Origin of the sequence: Deefgea piscis (assembly GCF_013284055.1) — a bacterium.
GTDB lineage: Bacteria > Pseudomonadota > Gammaproteobacteria > Burkholderiales > Chitinibacteraceae > Deefgea > Deefgea piscis.
The window spans coordinates 1,498,901-1,516,419 of sequence record NZ_CP054143.1; the positions used below are offsets into that span (position 1 = coordinate 1,498,901).

19 protein-coding genes are annotated in these 17,519 nt (G+C 49.9%); 6 read left to right on the forward strand and 13 right to left on the reverse strand.

The genetic code is table 11. The features are described from left to right. Window positions 1-21 precede the first annotated feature (21 nt). From HQN60_RS07210 to HQN60_RS07235, 6 genes are all read left to right on the forward strand, one after another. Window positions 22-981, forward strand: a complete 960-nt coding sequence (locus HQN60_RS07210; protein WP_173533006.1) for a Gfo/Idh/MocA family protein — start codon at window positions 22-24, stop codon at window positions 979-981. 37 nt (window positions 982-1,018) lie between these two features. Continuing rightward, on the forward strand, window positions 1,019-1,366 hold the full coding sequence (locus HQN60_RS07215; RefSeq protein WP_173533007.1) for a DUF2185 domain-containing protein: 348 nt from the start codon (window positions 1,019-1,021) through the stop codon (window positions 1,364-1,366). Between the two features lie 131 nt (window positions 1,367-1,497). Further along, entirely contained in the window at window positions 1,498-2,631 is a 1,134-nt protein-coding gene (locus HQN60_RS07220; RefSeq protein ID WP_173533008.1) for a M14 family metallopeptidase, read from the forward strand. A gap of 19 nt (window positions 2,632-2,650) precedes the next feature. Then, window positions 2,651-2,998, forward strand: a complete 348-nt coding sequence (locus HQN60_RS07225) for a DUF1801 domain-containing protein (RefSeq protein ID WP_173533009.1) — start codon at window positions 2,651-2,653, stop codon at window positions 2,996-2,998. 74 nt (window positions 2,999-3,072) lie between these two features. Beyond that, window positions 3,073-3,243 carry a hypothetical protein gene (locus HQN60_RS07230; protein WP_173533010.1) on the forward strand — a complete coding sequence of 57 codons (171 nt, stop codon included), beginning with the start codon at window positions 3,073-3,075 and terminating at the stop codon, window positions 3,241-3,243. A 134-nt stretch (window positions 3,244-3,377) separates the two neighbouring features. Beyond that, complete coding sequence (locus tag HQN60_RS07235) at window positions 3,378-3,911, forward strand: hemerythrin domain-containing protein (protein ID WP_173533011.1); 534 nt, start codon at window positions 3,378-3,380, stop codon at window positions 3,909-3,911. A gap of 37 nt (window positions 3,912-3,948) precedes the next feature. Here the strand turns inward: HQN60_RS07235 and HQN60_RS07240 are convergent, their stop codons facing one another. From HQN60_RS07240 to yidC, 13 genes are all read right to left on the reverse strand, one after another. Further along, window positions 3,949-4,689 carry a dienelactone hydrolase family protein gene (locus tag HQN60_RS07240; RefSeq protein WP_173533012.1) on the reverse strand — a complete coding sequence of 247 codons (741 nt, stop codon included), beginning with the start codon at window positions 4,687-4,689 and terminating at the stop codon, window positions 3,949-3,951. A 125-nt stretch (window positions 4,690-4,814) separates the two neighbouring features. Further along, entirely contained in the window at window positions 4,815-5,693 is an 879-nt protein-coding gene (locus HQN60_RS07245; protein ID WP_173533013.1) for a phosphoribosylaminoimidazolesuccinocarboxamide synthase, read from the reverse strand. A gap of 78 nt (window positions 5,694-5,771) precedes the next feature. Next, a complete protein-coding gene (locus tag HQN60_RS07250) occupies window positions 5,772-6,314 on the reverse strand; it encodes a GNAT family N-acetyltransferase (protein WP_173533014.1) in 543 nt (180 codons plus the stop codon). Window positions 6,315-6,382: 68 nt separating this feature from the next. Continuing rightward, window positions 6,383-7,108, reverse strand: a complete 726-nt coding sequence (locus HQN60_RS07255) for a DNA alkylation repair protein (protein ID WP_173533015.1) — start codon at window positions 7,106-7,108, stop codon at window positions 6,383-6,385. A gap of 10 nt (window positions 7,109-7,118) precedes the next feature. Next, window positions 7,119-8,258 (reverse strand): 5-(carboxyamino)imidazole ribonucleotide synthase, encoded by a 1,140-nt coding sequence (locus HQN60_RS07260; protein ID WP_173533016.1) that lies wholly within the window; start codon window positions 8,256-8,258, stop codon window positions 7,119-7,121. Between the two features lie 431 nt (window positions 8,259-8,689). Next, complete coding sequence (gene purE / locus HQN60_RS07265; protein ID WP_173533017.1) at window positions 8,690-9,178, reverse strand: 5-(carboxyamino)imidazole ribonucleotide mutase; 489 nt, start codon at window positions 9,176-9,178, stop codon at window positions 8,690-8,692. Between the two features lie 279 nt (window positions 9,179-9,457). Beyond that, on the reverse strand, window positions 9,458-9,913 hold the full coding sequence (locus tag HQN60_RS07270) for a spore coat protein U domain-containing protein (protein ID WP_173533018.1): 456 nt from the start codon (window positions 9,911-9,913) through the stop codon (window positions 9,458-9,460). Beyond that, window positions 9,910-12,195 carry a fimbria/pilus outer membrane usher protein gene (locus HQN60_RS07275; RefSeq protein ID WP_173533019.1) on the reverse strand — a complete coding sequence of 762 codons (2,286 nt, stop codon included), beginning with the start codon at window positions 12,193-12,195 and terminating at the stop codon, window positions 9,910-9,912. The genes HQN60_RS07270 and HQN60_RS07275 overlap by 4 nt, the downstream gene beginning before the upstream one ends. Beyond that, window positions 12,183-12,905 carry a fimbrial biogenesis chaperone gene (locus HQN60_RS07280; RefSeq protein ID WP_173533020.1) on the reverse strand — a complete coding sequence of 241 codons (723 nt, stop codon included), beginning with the start codon at window positions 12,903-12,905 and terminating at the stop codon, window positions 12,183-12,185. Before HQN60_RS07280 ends, HQN60_RS07275 begins: the two co-directional genes overlap by 13 nt. 104 nt (window positions 12,906-13,009) lie before the next feature. Beyond that, window positions 13,010-13,468, reverse strand: a complete 459-nt coding sequence (locus HQN60_RS07285) for a spore coat protein U domain-containing protein (RefSeq protein ID WP_173533021.1) — start codon at window positions 13,466-13,468, stop codon at window positions 13,010-13,012. 231 nt (window positions 13,469-13,699) lie between these two features. Next, window positions 13,700-14,155: a Csu type fimbrial protein gene (locus HQN60_RS07290; RefSeq protein ID WP_173533022.1), complete on the reverse strand. Its 456-nt coding sequence runs from the start codon at window positions 14,153-14,155 to the stop codon at window positions 13,700-13,702. Window positions 14,156-14,366: 211 nt separating this feature from the next. Next, a complete protein-coding gene (gene mnmE, locus HQN60_RS07295; RefSeq protein ID WP_173533023.1) occupies window positions 14,367-15,701 on the reverse strand; it encodes a tRNA uridine-5-carboxymethylaminomethyl(34) synthesis GTPase MnmE in 1,335 nt (444 codons plus the stop codon). Window positions 15,702-15,834: 133 nt separating this feature from the next. Continuing rightward, the gene (yidC, locus tag HQN60_RS07300; protein ID WP_173533024.1) at window positions 15,835-17,487 is read right to left on the reverse strand and encodes a membrane protein insertase YidC; all 1,653 of its coding nucleotides are present in this window, start codon (window positions 17,485-17,487) and stop codon (window positions 15,835-15,837) included. Between the last annotated feature and the right edge of the window lie 32 nt (window positions 17,488-17,519).

Genomic DNA, 17,519 nt, shown 5'->3' on the forward strand with positions numbered 1-17,519 from the left:
GCTATACCTCAAAGGCAAAACATGAAAGCGATACGCTTTGGCATCATTGGTACCGGCAGTATCGCGCAACGTTTTGTCTCTGGTTTAGCCCATGTCCCGCAGGCTGAAGCGGTGGCGGTATTTAACCGTACCACCAGCAAAGCCAATCTGTTTGCTGCCGCCAATCAAATACCCCAAATTTATGCCACGCTGGATGAACTACTCGCGAGTGACATCGACGCGGTGTATATCGCCACGCCACATCCTAGTCATGCCGCGCTGAGTATCGCGGCGCTCAAAGCAGGCAAAGCGGTGTTGTGTGAAAAGCCCGCTGCGGTTACTTTGGCCGAGTTGGATGAGGTTATCGCCACTGCGCAAGCGGCGCAGCGCCTTTATATGGAGGCGATGAAGCCGGCGTTTTTTCCTTTATACCGAGAGATTCGCGAACGCATCGCTGCTGGCGCCATCGGTGAGGTCAAGTTTATTCGGGCGGGTTTTTCGAATCCGACACTGCCTGCTGGCCACGCAGTGCTCGATCCAGCGCAAGCGGGCGGTGGTTTGCTCGATATTGGCATTTATGCTGCGTTTTTGGCGGTAGATTGGCTGGGCGCGACGAGCGAAGTGCAAAGCTTAGGGCGAATTGGCGCCACTGGCGTGGATACTTTTGCCAGTTGGCAGAGCCAGCATCAGCATGGGATTAGCCAGCTGTATTGCGGGCTGGATGTGGCAGGCAGTGGCGAAGCGCTGATTGCAGGTACGCAGGGCTATGTATTGCTTCACGACAAATGGTGGAATCCCGCACGAGCAACCTTGGTCACGGCGACTGGCGAACGTGAAGAATTGGCACGCGCGCCGATTGGCTCAGGCCTGAATTACGAAACCGCACATTTTTGCGAGCTGCTGCGATCTGGGCAGCAAGAAAGCCCTATTTTACCGCACGCGAAAACCCGCGCAGCTTTACAGATGACGCTGCAGTCACGGCAAGCTGTACTGGGTATTTGATACTAAGCCATTCCAATAAATGCATAGAGAGAGATACATGAGTAAAGACTATTTACTAGATGAAAGCCGTATGAAGAAAGTCGCTACTGGTCATGGCCTGTGTGTGGTCAGTGATGAAGTGACGATTGAAGGCTATCCGGTTGGGTTGATGTATCGAGAAAAGCCCAGCAAAGCTGGCGATAGCGGCTGGCGTTTTTTCTCTGGCTGCGAAGATGACAAGTTTCTGAACAATCCAAAAAATCACAGCGAATTGGATGTCAACGTCGTCGCCAATTACGACAGCAGCGTGATTGCCTTGCTCGATTCGCCGATTGGCAGCGTGTTTGAAAAAGGCCCAGATGCTGAGGCTTTTGTCGCGGTGACCGATTGGTCGCCGTTGGATTAATTTTGATCAAAACTCATTTACCACAGAGGTACTAAGACTCAGAGTAAAAGCAATTTTATGCTTGGTATTGCTCTGCGCCTTGCTGTGCCTGCGGTGTAATTTTTTTCCTCGTTTGAGGATAAGAGGGCCCTATGCTTCGGATCTCCAGCCAGTTTGACTCAGGTTCTATCGATGTGATCGACGCCAGCGATGCCGCGAATATTCGCCTGCAATTGCGCCCCGATAATGCCTCTGACTTTTCGCAGTGGTTTCACTTTCGCTTAACCGGCGCGCGGGATCAGGATTGTACTTTGCGTATTGAAAACGCTGGGCAAAGCGCGTATCCCGATGGTTGGCCTGATTATCAGGCGGTGGCCAGTTACGATCGCGAGAATTGGTTTCGCGTTGATACCGAATACGATGGGCAAACTTTAAGCATTCAACATACGCCGATGACTGATGCGGTGTGGTTTGCTTATTTTGAGCCGTATTCTTGGGAGCGCCATCAAGCCTTGATCGGCAGTGCTTTAAGCTATGCGCCGTGGGTTGATCTAATACCCCTTGGGGTAACGCCTGACGACCATGATTTAGACATGCTGCGCGTTGGCATACCCCTCGGGCATAAGAAAAACATCTGGATTACTGCGCGTCAGCATCCGGGCGAATCGATGGCTGAATGGTTTGTTGAGGGCTTGCTAGAAACCTTGCTCGATCCAGAAAATGCCGTCGCTCGCCGCTTGCTCGAGCATTGTGTGTTTTATATCGTCCCGAATATGAATCCCGATGGCAGTGTGCGCGGCAATTTACGCACCAATGCCATGGGGGCGAATTTGAATCGCGAATGGGGTACACCGAGCTTGGCGCGTAGCCCTGAAGTCTTTTGGGTGCGGGAGAAAATGCAAGAAATCGGCGTCGATGCGTTTTTAGATATTCATGGTGATGAAGCGATTCCACATAACTTTGTTGCCGGTTGCGAAGACAACCCGTCGTTTTCTAGCAAACAACGCGATTTGCAAGCCACGTTCAAAGCCGCATGGTTGGCGGCGAGCCCAGATTTTCAAACTGAATTTGGCTATACCGATAGCCATTTTGGTCCAGAAACCTTAACGTTGGGTACCAATTGGGTGGGTCACAGCTTTGATTGCTTGGCGTATACGGTGGAAATGCCGTTTAAAGATACCGCCAGCCATCCTCTGCCCGAAGTTGGCTGGAATGGTGAGCGATCTAAGCAGTTTGGCGCGAGCGTATTAACGGCCTTGTTAGCGGTGGCACACCAGTTGAAATAAGCTGTTTGCGGAGTTCGTCATGAATGACCCTAGAGTAACGCAGTTATTGCATGATCTGGCTTTGGCCGATGGCGACATACTGGCGATTGTTGAGGCCACCAGAGCGCTGATTTATTCGCAAGTGCCAACGGCCAGCGAGCGTGTGATGTATGGCGGTTTGATGTTTGGCGACGCCAGCGATTTTTGCGGGGTGTTTGCGTATAAAAATCACGTTTCGCTCGAGTTTGGCCGTGGTTGTGATTTGCAAGACGTCGCAGGCGTGCTCGAAGGTGGTGGTAAATTTCGTCGGCATATCAAATTGATGCAGGTGGCTGATTTAGAGGCCAAATCGGTGGCGCAATATATTTTTCAGGCGCACGCGCTGTAACTGATTGGCAGGATGCCACAAGCACGACCCGCCCGAAGCCGTTATACTGGCCTCACTTTAATCAAGGAGAAGGCATGATGAATGCAAAAATCAAACGTCTGACTAAACGCCAACAAAAACGCTATTTATTGCGTGAAGCTGAAAAAGTATTGTGCAATTTGCTGATGAGCCCAACAGCGCCAAGCAATGTGCAAATTGAAGCTGCAGTTTCAGCGCGCTACAACGAGATTTTTAAATCGGCGTAAGCGCCATTGAATCGCCAATCAACCCCGTAGCGTGCTGCGGGGTTTTTTATGTGGCGAGAATGTGGATTTGTTGTCTTGGCAAAGCCTCACAACAGGCGTAAGTTTAAGACCGTTTCGTCACTTGGGATTTAAAGATGCTTAATCCATTCGCCACTGAAACAGTGACATTTGAAACCCCGATCGCCATGCTGATTGCTTGCCATGATCGCGTTCGCCAATATGCTGCGCTGACCGAAACCTTGGCGCTGCATCTGCAGCAGCAAGGCGCCGATGCGGCCGCTGTGGCTGGCGCGCAGTCGATTTTGCGTTACTTTGATATCGCTGCGCCGCTGCATCATCAAGATGAAGATGAGGATTTATTTCCGGCATTGTTAGAGCATGCGTCACCCATATTGCGCGCAGACATTGAGCAAGTCATGGCTGAACATGCAGAACTCGCTCAGCTTTGGCATCAAGTTCGCCAAGCTTTATTGGCGGTGATTGCCGGGGATGCCAGCCGCTTGAATTTGGCGCTGGCGCAGTCGTTCGCCAAGCTTTACCCGGCGCATGCCGCCAAAGAAGAAATTGATATTTATCCTGCGGCAGCGCAATTACTCGACGCCAATTGCTTGGCGCAATTAGGTAAAAATATGGCCGCACGGCGAACCGATGCAGCCCGTAGTGCGTGAATGGCACGTGGCGAGGAGCACTTCGCCACGCTGCAGTTTAGGCGCGCAAGCGGCGGCTAAATAAGTCGAGTGCCAGTTGATTACCTAAGCCGGCTAGTTGTGGGTCATAACGCTCGCCTTCGTCGCGCATAAAGGCGTGTGGGCCGTTAAATTCATGCCAAGTAAAGGTTTTGTCTGCCGCCACCAACCCTTGGTAAACGCGGGCGCGACCTGGAGCTGGAATATGCGGGTCTTGCTTGCCCCAAATCATTAATAATTCACCGCTGATTTCTGCTAGCCTGTCCATGCTGTGTTGGCCAGCTTGATTCGGAATCACATGCGTATGCAAATCAGTAGCGTAAAAACACGCGGTGGCTTTGATTTCCGGCTGTAGCGCGGCGCGAAATGCTAAATGGCCGCCAATACAAAACCCCATCGCGCCAAATAAACCGTTATTCCACGGCAGGGTTTTCGCCCAAGCAATCAGTGCCGCATTGTCCGAATCATAGCCTTCGATCGACTTGGCCATTTTGTCGGCATTGCCTTTATCGCGACCGGCATCGTCATACGCCAATACGGTGCCAATGGGATTGAGCTCGTGAAACACTTCGGGCACCAATACGTTGTAGCCATAGCCGGCAATCAAACGCGCTGCGCGTTCAATCGGGCCGGTTTGCTGGAAAATCTCGGAATAAAACAAAATCGTAGGGTATTGCCGGCCATCGCTGGGCTGGTGTAGGTAAGTGCGCATTACCCCTGTTGGCGTTGCTAGGTCGTGGCTGGTGCTTTGAATGATCATCGTGCTGGTCCTCAAATTGATTGGCGGTGGTTGTGCGTCATTACTTTAGTCCAGCCTGTGACAGTATGCTGGCTGTAAGTAGGCGTTGGCTTTAGCCTGCAAAAAACGCCCCGAAGGGCGTTAGTTTATTTAGTCAGTTTTTCCAGCGCTTCGCGGTATTTGGCGGCAGTTTTTTCTGCTACTGCTTGCGGTAGTGCTGGTGCTGGTGGGGTTTTGTCCCAACCGGTGGTTTCTAGCCAGTCGCGAACGAATTGCTTATCGTAGCTCGGCGGGTTGCTGCCCGGTTGGTATTGGTCTGCAGGCCAGAATCGGCTTGAGTCAGGGGTCAATGCCTCGTCCATTAGGCATAAGGTGCCGTTTTCATCGAGGCCAAATTCAAATTTGGTGTCCCCAATGATAATGCCACGCGTAGCAGCGTATTCGCTGGCGGTTTTGTACAGCAAAATCGCGGTGGCGCTCACCTTAGCGGCGAGTTCCGCGCCCAAGATTTCTTCGCAACGGGCATAGCTGATGTTTTCGTCGTGATCACCCAATTCGGCCTTAGTCGATGGGGTGAAGATGGGTTCTGGCAATTTATCGGCTTCACGTAAACCGGCAGGTAAAGGGATGCCACAGATAGTATTGCTCTGTTGGTATTCTTTCCAGCCGCTGCCAGCGATATACCCACGTACAATGGCTTCAACTGGGACGGGTTTGAGGCGTTTACACACCACGGCGCGGCCGACGACTTGCGGTAGATCTTCGGCAGAAACCACGTCTTCGGGCTGATCACCAGTGAAATGGCTAGGCACCACGTCTTTGAGTTTTTCAAACCAAAAATTAGAAATCGCAGTCAGAATTTTGCCTTTTTCTGGAATCGGTTCGGCCAAAATAACGTCGAATGCCGAGAGACGATCGGTGGCGATCATTAACATACGTTGGTCGTCGATTTCGTACAGGTCACGCACTTTGCCAGAATAGATTTTTTTCAGGCTAGTGAGGTTGGTCGTAGTAAGGCCGGACATACAGATCTCCAGAAGCAGCGGATGCCTTGGTCGTTGGCTGACCAAGATTCAGAAATTGAGGCCGCTATTTTGCCTGAATTAGTGCTGCTCTGCATGACTGCGCAGTGTTCTTTCTGAGCTGGCTTCGATTTCGTCGAGGATTTTTTCTAGACGGAAAACTTTCGCGCCTTCTGCGCGATGATCTAAACGCGTTTCCCAACCGGCGATGGTAAAGCCTAGGCGCTGATAAAATGCCAGCCCAATTGGATTGCTTTCAAAGCAAATCGTGGCCAAGGTGTGCGATTGGTAGCGCTCTTTGGCAATCGTTTGTAAGGCGCAGATCAAAAAATGCGCCACACCACTGCGGCGGTGATCGGGATGAACGATGAAATGCCCAATCCACGTTTTTTGTGCGCGCGGATTATACAGATTGGCAAAGCCCACCACACGGTTTTGATCGCAAACGACAAAGCTTTCTTCGTGACTCGCTAAGTGCTCGACCAATTGCAGTGTTTCGGCAGGCCACGCCGCGCGTGGAAAAACGTAGCGTAATTCTTCGGCTGATCGAGCCCATGAAACGACAAAAAGTAGATCGTCCAGTGCTGCGCGGCGAAATGTGTATTGAGTGGGTTCGGGCATCATTTACACCATGGCAACGAAAGAATAGATTGATGTTAACTGATGCTTGTTAGTGTAACGAGATTTTCTACTTAGATACTCTGAAGGTGTTGCTTGAGTGCTTCGCGGCGCGATAGCGGCGACAACGCGGTTTGTGCGACAAATTGCTGCACTGCCAGCAAATCCGTGCGGGCGTATTGCCTTAGCGCCCAACCAATGGCTTTGCGAATAAAAAAATCAGCGTCAGCGGCGTTAACCCGGCAGGCGTGAAAGAGCCGATCGGTATCGGTATTGGTTTTCCAATTAAGCTGATACAGAATCGCCGTGCGGCGTAGCCATAAATTCGGTGAGGTAGGCCATTGATCGAGCTGAGCAAGTAGCTCTGGCTGATGGCGAGCGAGTTCGCCAACGACTTTACTGGCGAGCGTATCGACGCTATCCCACCAGCTTTGGGAGCAAATCAATTGCTCGATGACCGGTATTGCTGCAAGACTGAGCTTGGCTTGGCCGCGGATCAGTAACTCGATGGCGCAATAGTGGTATTCACGTTCAGCTTGTTGCCACAGCGCTTGAGCGAGCTTGAGCAAGTCGCTTTCGCTATATTGCTGTGCGGCAGAGATTTCGATGGCTTGAATCAGTTTGCGACGAACAGGTGTTGGTATGCCGATGAAGCTAAATTGATGCCGCATATAGGCGGACATACCCGCTGCCCGAATTGGATCTGCTGCGCGATTGAGCTGCTGCTGATAGGCCGCTAAATCGCACGCTAGGGTCTGTTGACGTTGGGGGTGCAAGCGCGGTGGCAAACCCAAAGTCATCAGAGCCTCATTACAACGTTTCTTTAATCGCGTTGGCTTGCTCGAGTGCCGCATCTGCGCTAGCAGCCAGTACGTTAAAGTGACCCATTTTACGCCCTGGTCGAGCGAGTTTTTTACCGTAAAGATGCAGCTTGGTATTGGGCGCCGTCATCAGGATTTCCCAATTGGGTTCGCTGCCATCGTCTTGCCATGCATCACCCAATAAATTGACCATTACCGCAGGGCTCAGGAGATCGGTTTTGCCTGGATATAAACCACACATCGCCCGAACTTGCTGCTCAAACTGCGTAGTCAGCGTGGCGTTAAGGGTGTAATGGCCTGAGTTATGTGGGCGTGGGGCCATTTCATTAATGACCAATTGCTCGTTGTCGAGCACAAAAAATTCCACCGCCATCACGCCAATGTAATCGAGTTTTTCAGCGAGTTGCATTGCCATTGTTCGAGCGCGTTCCGCTAAAGCCGGACTGACGCGAGCTGGAACGATAGAAACATCTAAAATGCCATTCACGTGTTCGTTTTCGGCCACCGGAAAGCAAGCAATTTCACCGGCCCGAGTGCGCGTCACAATCGCTGAAATTTCGCTGTGCAGCGACAGCATTTTTTCCAGCACGCACGGTTGGTGTTTCATTTCAGCATGCGCAAAGCGCACGTCTTCGGCTGTTTTAACGCGAATTTGCCCTTTGCCGTCGTAGCCTAAGCGTGCGGTTTTTAAAATACCGGGTAAGTAAGCGCTTAAATCACCGTCTAAACAGCCGGCGTTTTTCACTGCTAAAAACGGTGCAACGTCTAAGCCGGCATCACGAATAAAGGTTTTTTCGGCAATTCGATCTTGAGCAATCGCCAAGCAATCGCCGCTAGGTGATACCGGAATCCCTTGGCTTGCCAGCCAGCGCATTGAATCGGCGTTGACGTTTTCAAATTCGGTGGTAATGGCAGCGCAATGGCTGGCCATATATTGCAAAGCGGCCGGATCAGTAAAAGATTGGCACAAATGAACATCGGCAAAGTCGGCCGCTGGCGCATGCGAATCGGGATCAAGCACAGTTACGCCATACCCCATATTTTTCGCTGCGCTGGCAAACATCCGCCCGAGTTGACCGCCGCCTAAAATACCGAGCATTGCTGGGGGAAGAATTACTTTACTGGCCATCTTTATTATTCCTTGTATTCATTCGGTGCTTTGCTGCTTGATGCGATTTATAACCGTAGGCACCCATACCGTATATGACGCCACCTATTAAGCTGAAAGGCATGTCATTCAATACCCCCGCCATAAAACTAGTTTGGCCGCTCGCATAGCGCAGAGCAGCCAAAATTAAACAGCAAGGGCCGCCCCAGAGTAGGCAGCCTCTGAATAACACCCAATACCAAAATGATCGCATTGGGCCTATGTTTGCACTGGATTTCATTCTACCTCAGAGCGAAAGCGCTGATTTATATTGTAGCTCGATTGAATGGGGGTGGTACGGTGAACAGCGTATTTTACATCAAGCTGCCGTATTGCGAGTACGTTTGAATGTGGCGGGTGTTGATTTTAGCGCCAAGAGGCCGCGTTGACCTTTTGGCGCTCAGTCATCGTGCTTACTCGATGGCGGGTAATTGCATATCAAGGACGGTTTGCTTTTGTGCTTCGCGGAAAGCGTTGAGCTTGGCGCTTAATTCAGCGTTGCCATTGGCCAGCATCGCAATGGCAAATAAGGCGGCATTGGCCGCGCCAGCTTCACCAATGGCAAACGTTGCTACTGGAATGCCTTTAGGCATTTGCACGATGGAGAGTAAAGAATCTTCGCCACGTAGATATTTGGAAGGCACTGGAACGCCAAGCACAGGCACCGCCGTTTTAGCCGCCAACATCCCGGGTAAATGCGCAGCGCCACCGGCACCGGCAATAATGCAGCTTAAGCCACGTTCCGCTGCAGTTTCGGCATAAGAAAATAGCAGGTCAGGTGTGCGATGTGCAGAGACTACGCGGCATTCAAATTGGATGCCAAACGCTTGCAGCTGTTTGGCCGCGTGCTGCATGACATCCCAATCGCTATTGCTACCCATTACTACACCGACTTGTATCATGGCGGCTTACCCTTTGAGCAAAGCACGCGATTTTACCGAAAAAACGTTGCGCTTTGATAGTTATCTCATCTCGCTAGGTGATTTTTAGGCAAAAGCAAGACACCTTTAGTATTAGTGTTGACTAATATTGCGCTGGATTGCATGCTAATAAGCAATGCAATTGCATTGTTTCCATCCTATGTTTTTTTGCGCGCCAAATCGCCCGATTTGGCGTTTTTTTTTGCTGAGGATCTGCTCCATTTGCTTTGTTTGCCGTGGCAAACCAAACGTCAATAGACCCTAGGGATTGATGCTAATGGCGACGTAATCAATGTACTCGCCACCGTCGATCATTTGCTTGCCAAAAACATGTGTCCAGAAATAAACACCTTGCTGAGCGCCCGTGCCCGTTGCGGTCAGTGGCGTGCCAACTTGGCCGTCGCCAAAGATGCGTGCACAAGTGCCTGCGCCCGGATAGTCGTGGCAGAGTTGATAGTTAAGTAAGGTGCCGGAGAGGTTGCCGCGCATTTGCCGATTTTGAATACTGCCCGAGGTTTGCGAGGGCCCAGCGGTAATCTGCAGTGGAACGCCTTTGGGGCAAGTCACCCAAAATGCCTGCTGAATCGATACGCCTGCTTCGTTAACTGACGGTTCATAGCCGCCCAAGTCGCCTGTGGGCAGTGACATGCTACAGCTGCTGCCCCAACTGGCGGCGCTAAGGGCTGTGAACAACAAGGCGGATATCCAGTGTTTCATGGCAATTCCTTGCAAATACTCGGTGAAATTTCATTCACGATGGCTTGGCTCTTGGGAACTTCGAGCGTGCCAGTACAGTTGTCGGTATGAAATGTATATTTTCCGGCTGGCAAATCTTCAGTATAAAAATAACCATCTAAGGCCGTTTGCACCTTAATTTGGTGATTGGCATTGCCAATGGTAACGCGCCGATTGGCAAGCGCTTGACCATCTTGTTGTTGCAACTGGCCAGTCACCGCCGCAATTTCTCGCGCCGCAAAGACGATTTTTTGCGCATTATAATTACCGGTTAAAACGTCTTTTCTCAGTTGCGGTAGGCTGTAATGCAATGGAATTTGGGATTGATCAACGCTAATTTGCTGCCAGCTATTGTTAGCCAAATCCGGTAAGAAAGCGATGCCCTCGCTATTGGTGGTGGCAATGGCATTGCCATTTTGTAATACCGATACATCGGGAATGTCAGCCAATTGCGCTACGGCAAAACTTTGGTTGATGGGGCGAGTGATCGCGTAATGCCCACCACTATACGCCAGCGCACTCGACCAAGTGATTTGGCCATTATTGATGCTTTGGTTGAGTTGATTGTTTTGTAGGAAGGACAACTCGATTTGACCTAAAGACTGCTTATTTTGCAGCCAAGCGCTGTAGTCTGTGCCTTGTTCTTGCTGTTGGACGCCGATGTTATAGCCCCAGCCTTGGCCTTGCGGTGTGCTTTGGCTTAAGTTGCCACTTGTGAAATACTGGCCATCTTGCATGCGGCTGCTCAGATAGAGGCTACGGCCTTGATCAAAATACCACGACAGATTGATAAAGCCACTGAATTGGCGCTGTTGGGCAAATTGCTGCAATTGCAGTTGCGTACTAATGGCGACTGAGCGAATCGGCGAAATCGAGTAGCCGACTTGGTAGCGCGTGAATGTTTGTTGCTCGTTGGCGCCCATTTGTCGGCCAATATTCAAGCTCAAATTACCTAGCGCCGGTGCTCCCCAGCTGACGCCGAAATCGGCCGACCAGTCGGGCGCGGTCAGATCGGCAAAGATCTCTTTATTTGCGAGAAAATCACGACTTTGTCGCCGTGCATTGGCCGTGATGCTGAGTGCTTGATCAACAAAGCGATACTGTAAAACTTGAGCCGAGCCACTGCTTTGCCCGTCATGCTTGGCCCATGATGCGGCACTACCCAGTGTGCCATAGGTACCGAGACCAATATTGGCCAGCACCCCTACGCGGCGCTGATCGCTTTGGCCGCTAGCCTGCGCGCCGAGCGTGAGCCAATCAGTAAGGCCAAAGCGTTGGTAGCCAGAATACGTGAGCCCTTGGTAATCATTAAAGCTGCCATTTTGTCGCGCCACGCCGACATTGTAATTAAATTCGCTCAGCCCAGCTTTGAGTAAAGAGTCATCAAAATAATACGGCGTGCGATAGCGCTGCGTATGGCCACTGCTATCGCGAATGACAATCTCTACATCCTGTAAACCGGTGTAGTAGCTAAGGTCATTAAAGTTGTAGACGCCGGGTTGTAAGTTTTGGCTCGAAATTTGTTGGCCGTTGAGGTAAATATCGGCGGTTGATGGTTGGGTAACTGGCGCCTGTAATTGAGCGCTAGGGCTGGCATTAAAATTGGGCTGCATGGCAAACACCCGCGCAACACCAATCCCGGCCATGGCTTGGCTATGACCTAATGGCCCAGTTGTCGGCATGATGTCGCCGACGCTAAAGCGCAACATGGATTGCGGCACGTCGTAAGTGAGCAAAGTATTGATACGCCGCCATTCTGATTGATCTGGCTGGTGGTTATAGCTTTGTTCGCTACGAAAGTTTAAATAGCCATGATTGATGTTGAGGGTTGGATTAAATTGAAAATCCACCCCTTGCGTTTGGCTTTGTTTGCGCAGCGAAAGTTGGTAATTCAGATACCACGATAAAGCCGTTGGGGCGGCATATAGCTGGCTAGGGTCGTGGCTGAGTGTGATTTCATTTTCGCCAAAATGGCGGGCATCGGCAGTGAGCTCTAGGCTTAATTGCGCCGGATCAAATCGGCTGTGTAGGCCTTTTAGCGAATTAATTGCGTAGTAATTCTCACCTTCAAACCAAATAGCATGCTGGGTATCGTCCTCTAAGCCCTGCAATGCACTGCCTGCAATCCAATACTCATTATTATCATACAGCGCAGGTACATCACCTTGTGCGACGCCATTGAGTGTTAACGCCACAATCAATGGATCGGCAGCAAGGGCAGGGCTGATCAGCGCAATAAAAAATAAAGTGTTTAAGACTTGCACGCGCGCAGAGGGATGTTGAGTGATTGTTCAATATTGGAATGATCGGTTTCAATTTTAATAACTTGCGCTTGATCGCTGCAGGCATTGGGCGGCAAAGGCAAATGGTATTGCCGAGTTGCGCCGGGCAATAGATACCAATTATCAAATTGTTGAATGGTGGCGCCTTGCGTGCCGATTTGGATTTGGCGCATTTTTTGCGTTACATTCCCGGTGTTACTAAGGGTGAAATTGAGTGTCTGTTGCTCGACGTGCATCGGGCTAGCTTCGAGGCCGATTTTTTGTGGGTTAGCTTCAATAAAAATTGGCACGCCAAAACTCACCACCATCGCCACATTGCCACTTTGCGCTGAGTCGGCAGCGCTATTTGGCTGCTCATTAAAATACAAGCGGTAGGCGGATTCTTGTTCTTGGCTGGCGGATTTACGCGCAATGCGCACCACTTGTTTTTGCTGGGGTTGCAATTCAAATTGGCGCGGGAAGTAAATTAAATCTTGCTGGGCATCTAAATAAACATCATTGGCCGCGGCATCTTGCGTCCAGCGTTTCAGTACCAGCGCAATGCGTAATGGCGTATTGCCATTATTGCTGACGGTAATCGCTTGGCTTTTGGTTTGGCTGGTGAAATCGAGTCGAATCGGGCTAATCGAAAACTCACCGGCAGAAAGTAATGTGCTGGTCAAGGCGATGACTAGAGTCAGAATCCATTGCATTATTTCTACTTCATTAGAAAATTATAATTATAGAGTATAGGTGGTCATTTTCTGATCAGCATCCTCTCTTGATCGCAAGGTGCAAGAGAGGACAACCACGCTATTTATGGATTAAGCGTTAAGGTCACAGTATCGGTGTAGTTGTTGGCAACGGGGGCGTCATCAAGCGCCGCTTCAGTAATGCTTGCGGTTAAAACAACGTTAATGGGGGTGCCTACCCCTGCACCTGTTCCGGTGGCTTTATTATCTAAAACTAAAGAGTAAGGGATTTTGTTGACGCCCGAGATTAAGTATTTCTGAGTGTCCGTGGTATTGCTACCATTATTGGCCGTCAGCGTATAGCTCGTGCCGTTACTGCACCAAAATTTAGCGATTCCAGTTTTGTCGGTAGGCGCTGTGCCAGCTTGTAAACTGTCAAAATCAATTGTAATTGGGTTTGCGTCAGCAAAAGCACAAGTGCCAACGACGTTTGCATTGATAATAACGTTTTTTTTCTCGGCAAAACTGGCGCTGCTTAATAGTGCGAGTGCAATAGCAAGGCTTTGAGTTAGCTTTTTATTCATGGTAATTCCTGATGAAATAAATAAATCGTTTTTAAGGTTAATCTCATTGATTTATGTATTTTAAATGGAATGTCATGTTGAAGGCTTTGTAAAAATACCAGTAGTTACAAAGACTTATTTTTAAAATGGTGACGAAAGTGTATTTAATTAGTTGAAATGAATTTTTATTGAAAGATAATTGTAATTAATTTTAGATGGTTTAATGCATTTAATTTCAATCTTTTTTTAATCTTACGGTGTTATTGTAAGTATTACGACGTCATTGTAGCGACCAACGATTTGATTTTGATAGTCGCTTTCTTGTACTGTGGCAGTCAAGGTAACGTTGATATTTTGCCCATTTCCCGTTCCCGCGCTCGGACTGACGCTGAGTCCATACGGCAGCCATGCGGCTTGGGTAGCATGCTTCATTCGTCGCTGTGTACCTGCTGCGTATAAACCATTGTTTAATTGCAATTTAAATGCGGTGCCACTCACGCAATTAATTTGTGTACTGGCATTGATGCTTTTATTGCCGTGGGCTAAATCGCCAAAGTCCATATTAATGGCGTTGGCATTGGTGAATTTACATGCGGATTCAACAAAAATACGAATTCGCATACTGCCGCCGGATGAAGCGAAGCTGGGCGTACTCAGCACGAGCGCCATGCTGAGTGCGGCTAAAAATCGTAAGTTGTATTTGGCCATGACGCAGTTTTGTCCTGATGGATTCGGGTTGCCATAACTTGCGTTGAGCGGCAACTGACTTTGATCTTGGGCGGCATTTGCTCACTGGCGCTTTGCCATTGAGTTTGGCATTGTCCAACTACATTGGCTCGCAAAATCAGTTCTTTGGCCATGCTCGGGCTAAGGTAGCAAAGCAGGCTTAAGCAATACAATGGCGCGTGGCGGGGCATGGTTATTTACCAATACAAAAACGGCTAAAGATCACCCCGAGTAGATCGTCAGAGGTGAATTCGCCGGTGATTTCGTTGAGGCTTTGTTGAGCTAGGCGCAGTTCTTCGGCCAAGATCTCGATTTGCAAATAGCAGGCGTCCGCTGTGTTGAGGTGCTCACGGGCTACGCGAATCGCGGCGAGGTGACGCTCGCGAGCGATAAACACTCCGTCGTTCATACCTTGCCAACCTATCTTCTTCAATAGCTTATGCTTTAACTCTTGCAGCCCAATACCCTGTTTGGCAGAGACGTGGATTTCATCGTCAGCGATTTCGCCGGCTTGATCGCCAGTGAGATCGATTTTATTAAACACCCGCAATACCGCTAATGAATCGGGTAGTTTGGCTAAAATTTGTTGATCGTGCTCGGTAATGCCTTCGCGGCTATCGAGCAGTAAGAGTGCTAGATCGGCTTTTTCTACGGCCGCCCAAGTGCGCTCGATACCGATTTTTTCCACGGTGTCATTGGTGTCGCGCAGGCCCGCGGTGTCGATAATGTGTAGCGGAATACCATCGAGCTGAATCAGCTCACGGACGGTGTCGCGGGTGGTGCCAGCAATGTCGGTGACAATGGCTACGTCTTCGCCAGCCAGCGCGTTCATTAGGCTAGATTTGCCGACGTTGGGTTGGCCAATCAGCACCACGTGCATGCCTTCACGCAGTAATTTGCCTTGCGTGGCGGTATCCATGACGCGCGCGAGTTGGGCGCTAATGGTGTGTAATTTACCGCGCGCATCGGCAGCTTCTAGAAAGTCGATGTCTTCTTCAGGAAAATCCAGCGTGGCTTCAACCAGCATGCGTAGATTAATCAATGCGTCGACTAGCGTATGCACTTCCCGTGAGAATGCGCCATCCAGTGATTTGATGGCGGATTTGGCCGCGGCCTCTGATTGCGCGTCGATAATGTCGGCAACGGCTTCGGCTTGGGCTAAATCGAGTTTGCCATTTAAAAAGGCGCGCTTGGTAAATTCACCCGGCTCGGCGTGGCGGGCACCGAGTTCAATACAGCGTTTGAGCAGCATATTCATCACCACTGGCCCGCCGTGGCCTTGTAGCTCTAATACGTCTTCACCGGTGAATGAGGCCGGATTAGGGAAGAACAGGGCAATGCCTTCGTCAATGGTGCTGCCATCAAGAGCTTGGAAGTGGGCAAAGTGGGCAAAGCGCGGTTTGAGTGGACGGGCAATCAGGCCGCTAATGACGCTTTGGATGTCTTTGCCAGAAATACGAATCACACCAACGCCACCTCGACCCGGTGCGGTAGCAATGGCGGCAATGGTATCGGGGGTATAAAGCATGGTGAATTCTCTTAGGGTATTGGCTGCTAATTATTGTAAAACAAGCGCTGTCGCTCGATACATCGTTTTGAATTGGCTTTCAGTAAAGATAGCAAAACGCCGCCCGAAGGCGGCGTTTTTATTTTAAGCCTTGCTAACTATTTTTGGCTTTTTGTGCGGCATTTTCAATTTGCTTGGTAATCACATATTGCTGAATGATCGACAAGATATTGTTCACGACCCAGTACAGTACCAAACCGGCTGGGAAGAAGAAGAAGAACACCGAGAAAATCAATGGCATAAACTTCATCATCTTCGCTTGCATCGGATCCGGCGGTGGTGGCGACAAGGTCGTTTGCACATACATCGATACCGCCATAATCAGTGGCAAGATGTAGAGTGGATCTTTCACCGATAAGTCATGGATCCAGAATTCCCACGGCGCTTGGCGCAATTCAACTGCGGCCAACAACATCCAGTAAAAGCCAATGAACACCGGAATTTGCACCAGCATCGGTAAACAACCCCCGAGCGGATTCACTTTTTCCGTTTTGTACATTTCCATTACAGATTGCTGGAATTTCACGCGGTCTTCGCCGTGACGTTTTTTCAGCTCTTCCATGCGTGGTGCTAACAAGCGCATTTTCGCCATTGAGCGGTAGCTGGCGCTCGCTAATGGATAGAACGCGGCTTTAAGCAAGATGGTCACGATGATAATCGACCAGCCCCAGTTGCCAACAAGACCATGGATAAATTGCAAGACTGCGAATAAAGGTTTCGAGAAGATAGTAAACATCCCGTAATCTTTAACCAGATCAAAACCTTGTGCCACGGTGTCTAAACGTTTGCTTTCTTGTGGACCAATAAAGATAGGTACCGATTTTTCAAACGTTTGGCCAGCCGCAATGCTTGGCAATTGAACGATGGCACCGACAGAGAATAAATTATCCGGCAAGGCTTTCATTTCAATTTGGCAGGCATTTGGCGTGCAAGCATCACCACCTGTTTCTGGCGTGAAAATCCAAGCCGAAACAAAGTAGTGCTGAATCATCGCAATCCAGCCGTCTTTAGCCCAAGGGATGTATTTCGCTTCACCTTTACGGATCTTATCGAAATCCACTTTTTGGAATTTAGCTTCTTCGGTATAAACCGCAGGACCGGTGAAGGTGTGCGTACCAAACATGCCAGGGTTTTCTACTTTGCCGTCACGAACCAAGCGATAGTAAGCACTGGTCGTTAGCGGTGCAGTGCCCGCATTGACGATTTGGTACTTCACATCGACTAAGTATTTGTCGCGTTTGAAAGTGTAGATTTTGGCAATTTTGACGCCGTTCGGGCCGGGCGCTTCTAAGCGAACGACAACTTCATTTTGGCCTTCAGCCAAGGTGTAGTTGCTTTGTGCCGCGGTGAAAACGCTTTTATGCGTTGGCATGCCTTCGCCAAGTAAACCGGTTTGCGCGATGTAAACATGCTCGCCTTCATCTTGTAATAAGACAAAAGGTTTGCTTGGATCATCAGTGGCACCGACTTTAAGCAGCTCAACATGGCGTAAATCGCCACCGTTGGCGTCGATTTCAGCGCGGAATAAGTCGGTAACGACGGTAATCCGCTGTCCTTTGGCGACATTGCTTTCTGGCGTAGTGTTGGTGGTGGTGTTGCTGGTCGTTGTTGCGCTAGCCGAAGCGGCACTGGCTGTGGCACTGGCCGTTACTTTGGGCTGCGGATAACGCTGCTCCATGTATTTTTGCCAGAAAAACAGAATGCTGAAAGACAGCGCAATAAAGAGGATTAGTCTCTTAGTATCCATTTGAACGGAAGAGCTCCCAACTCGGTGGGTTA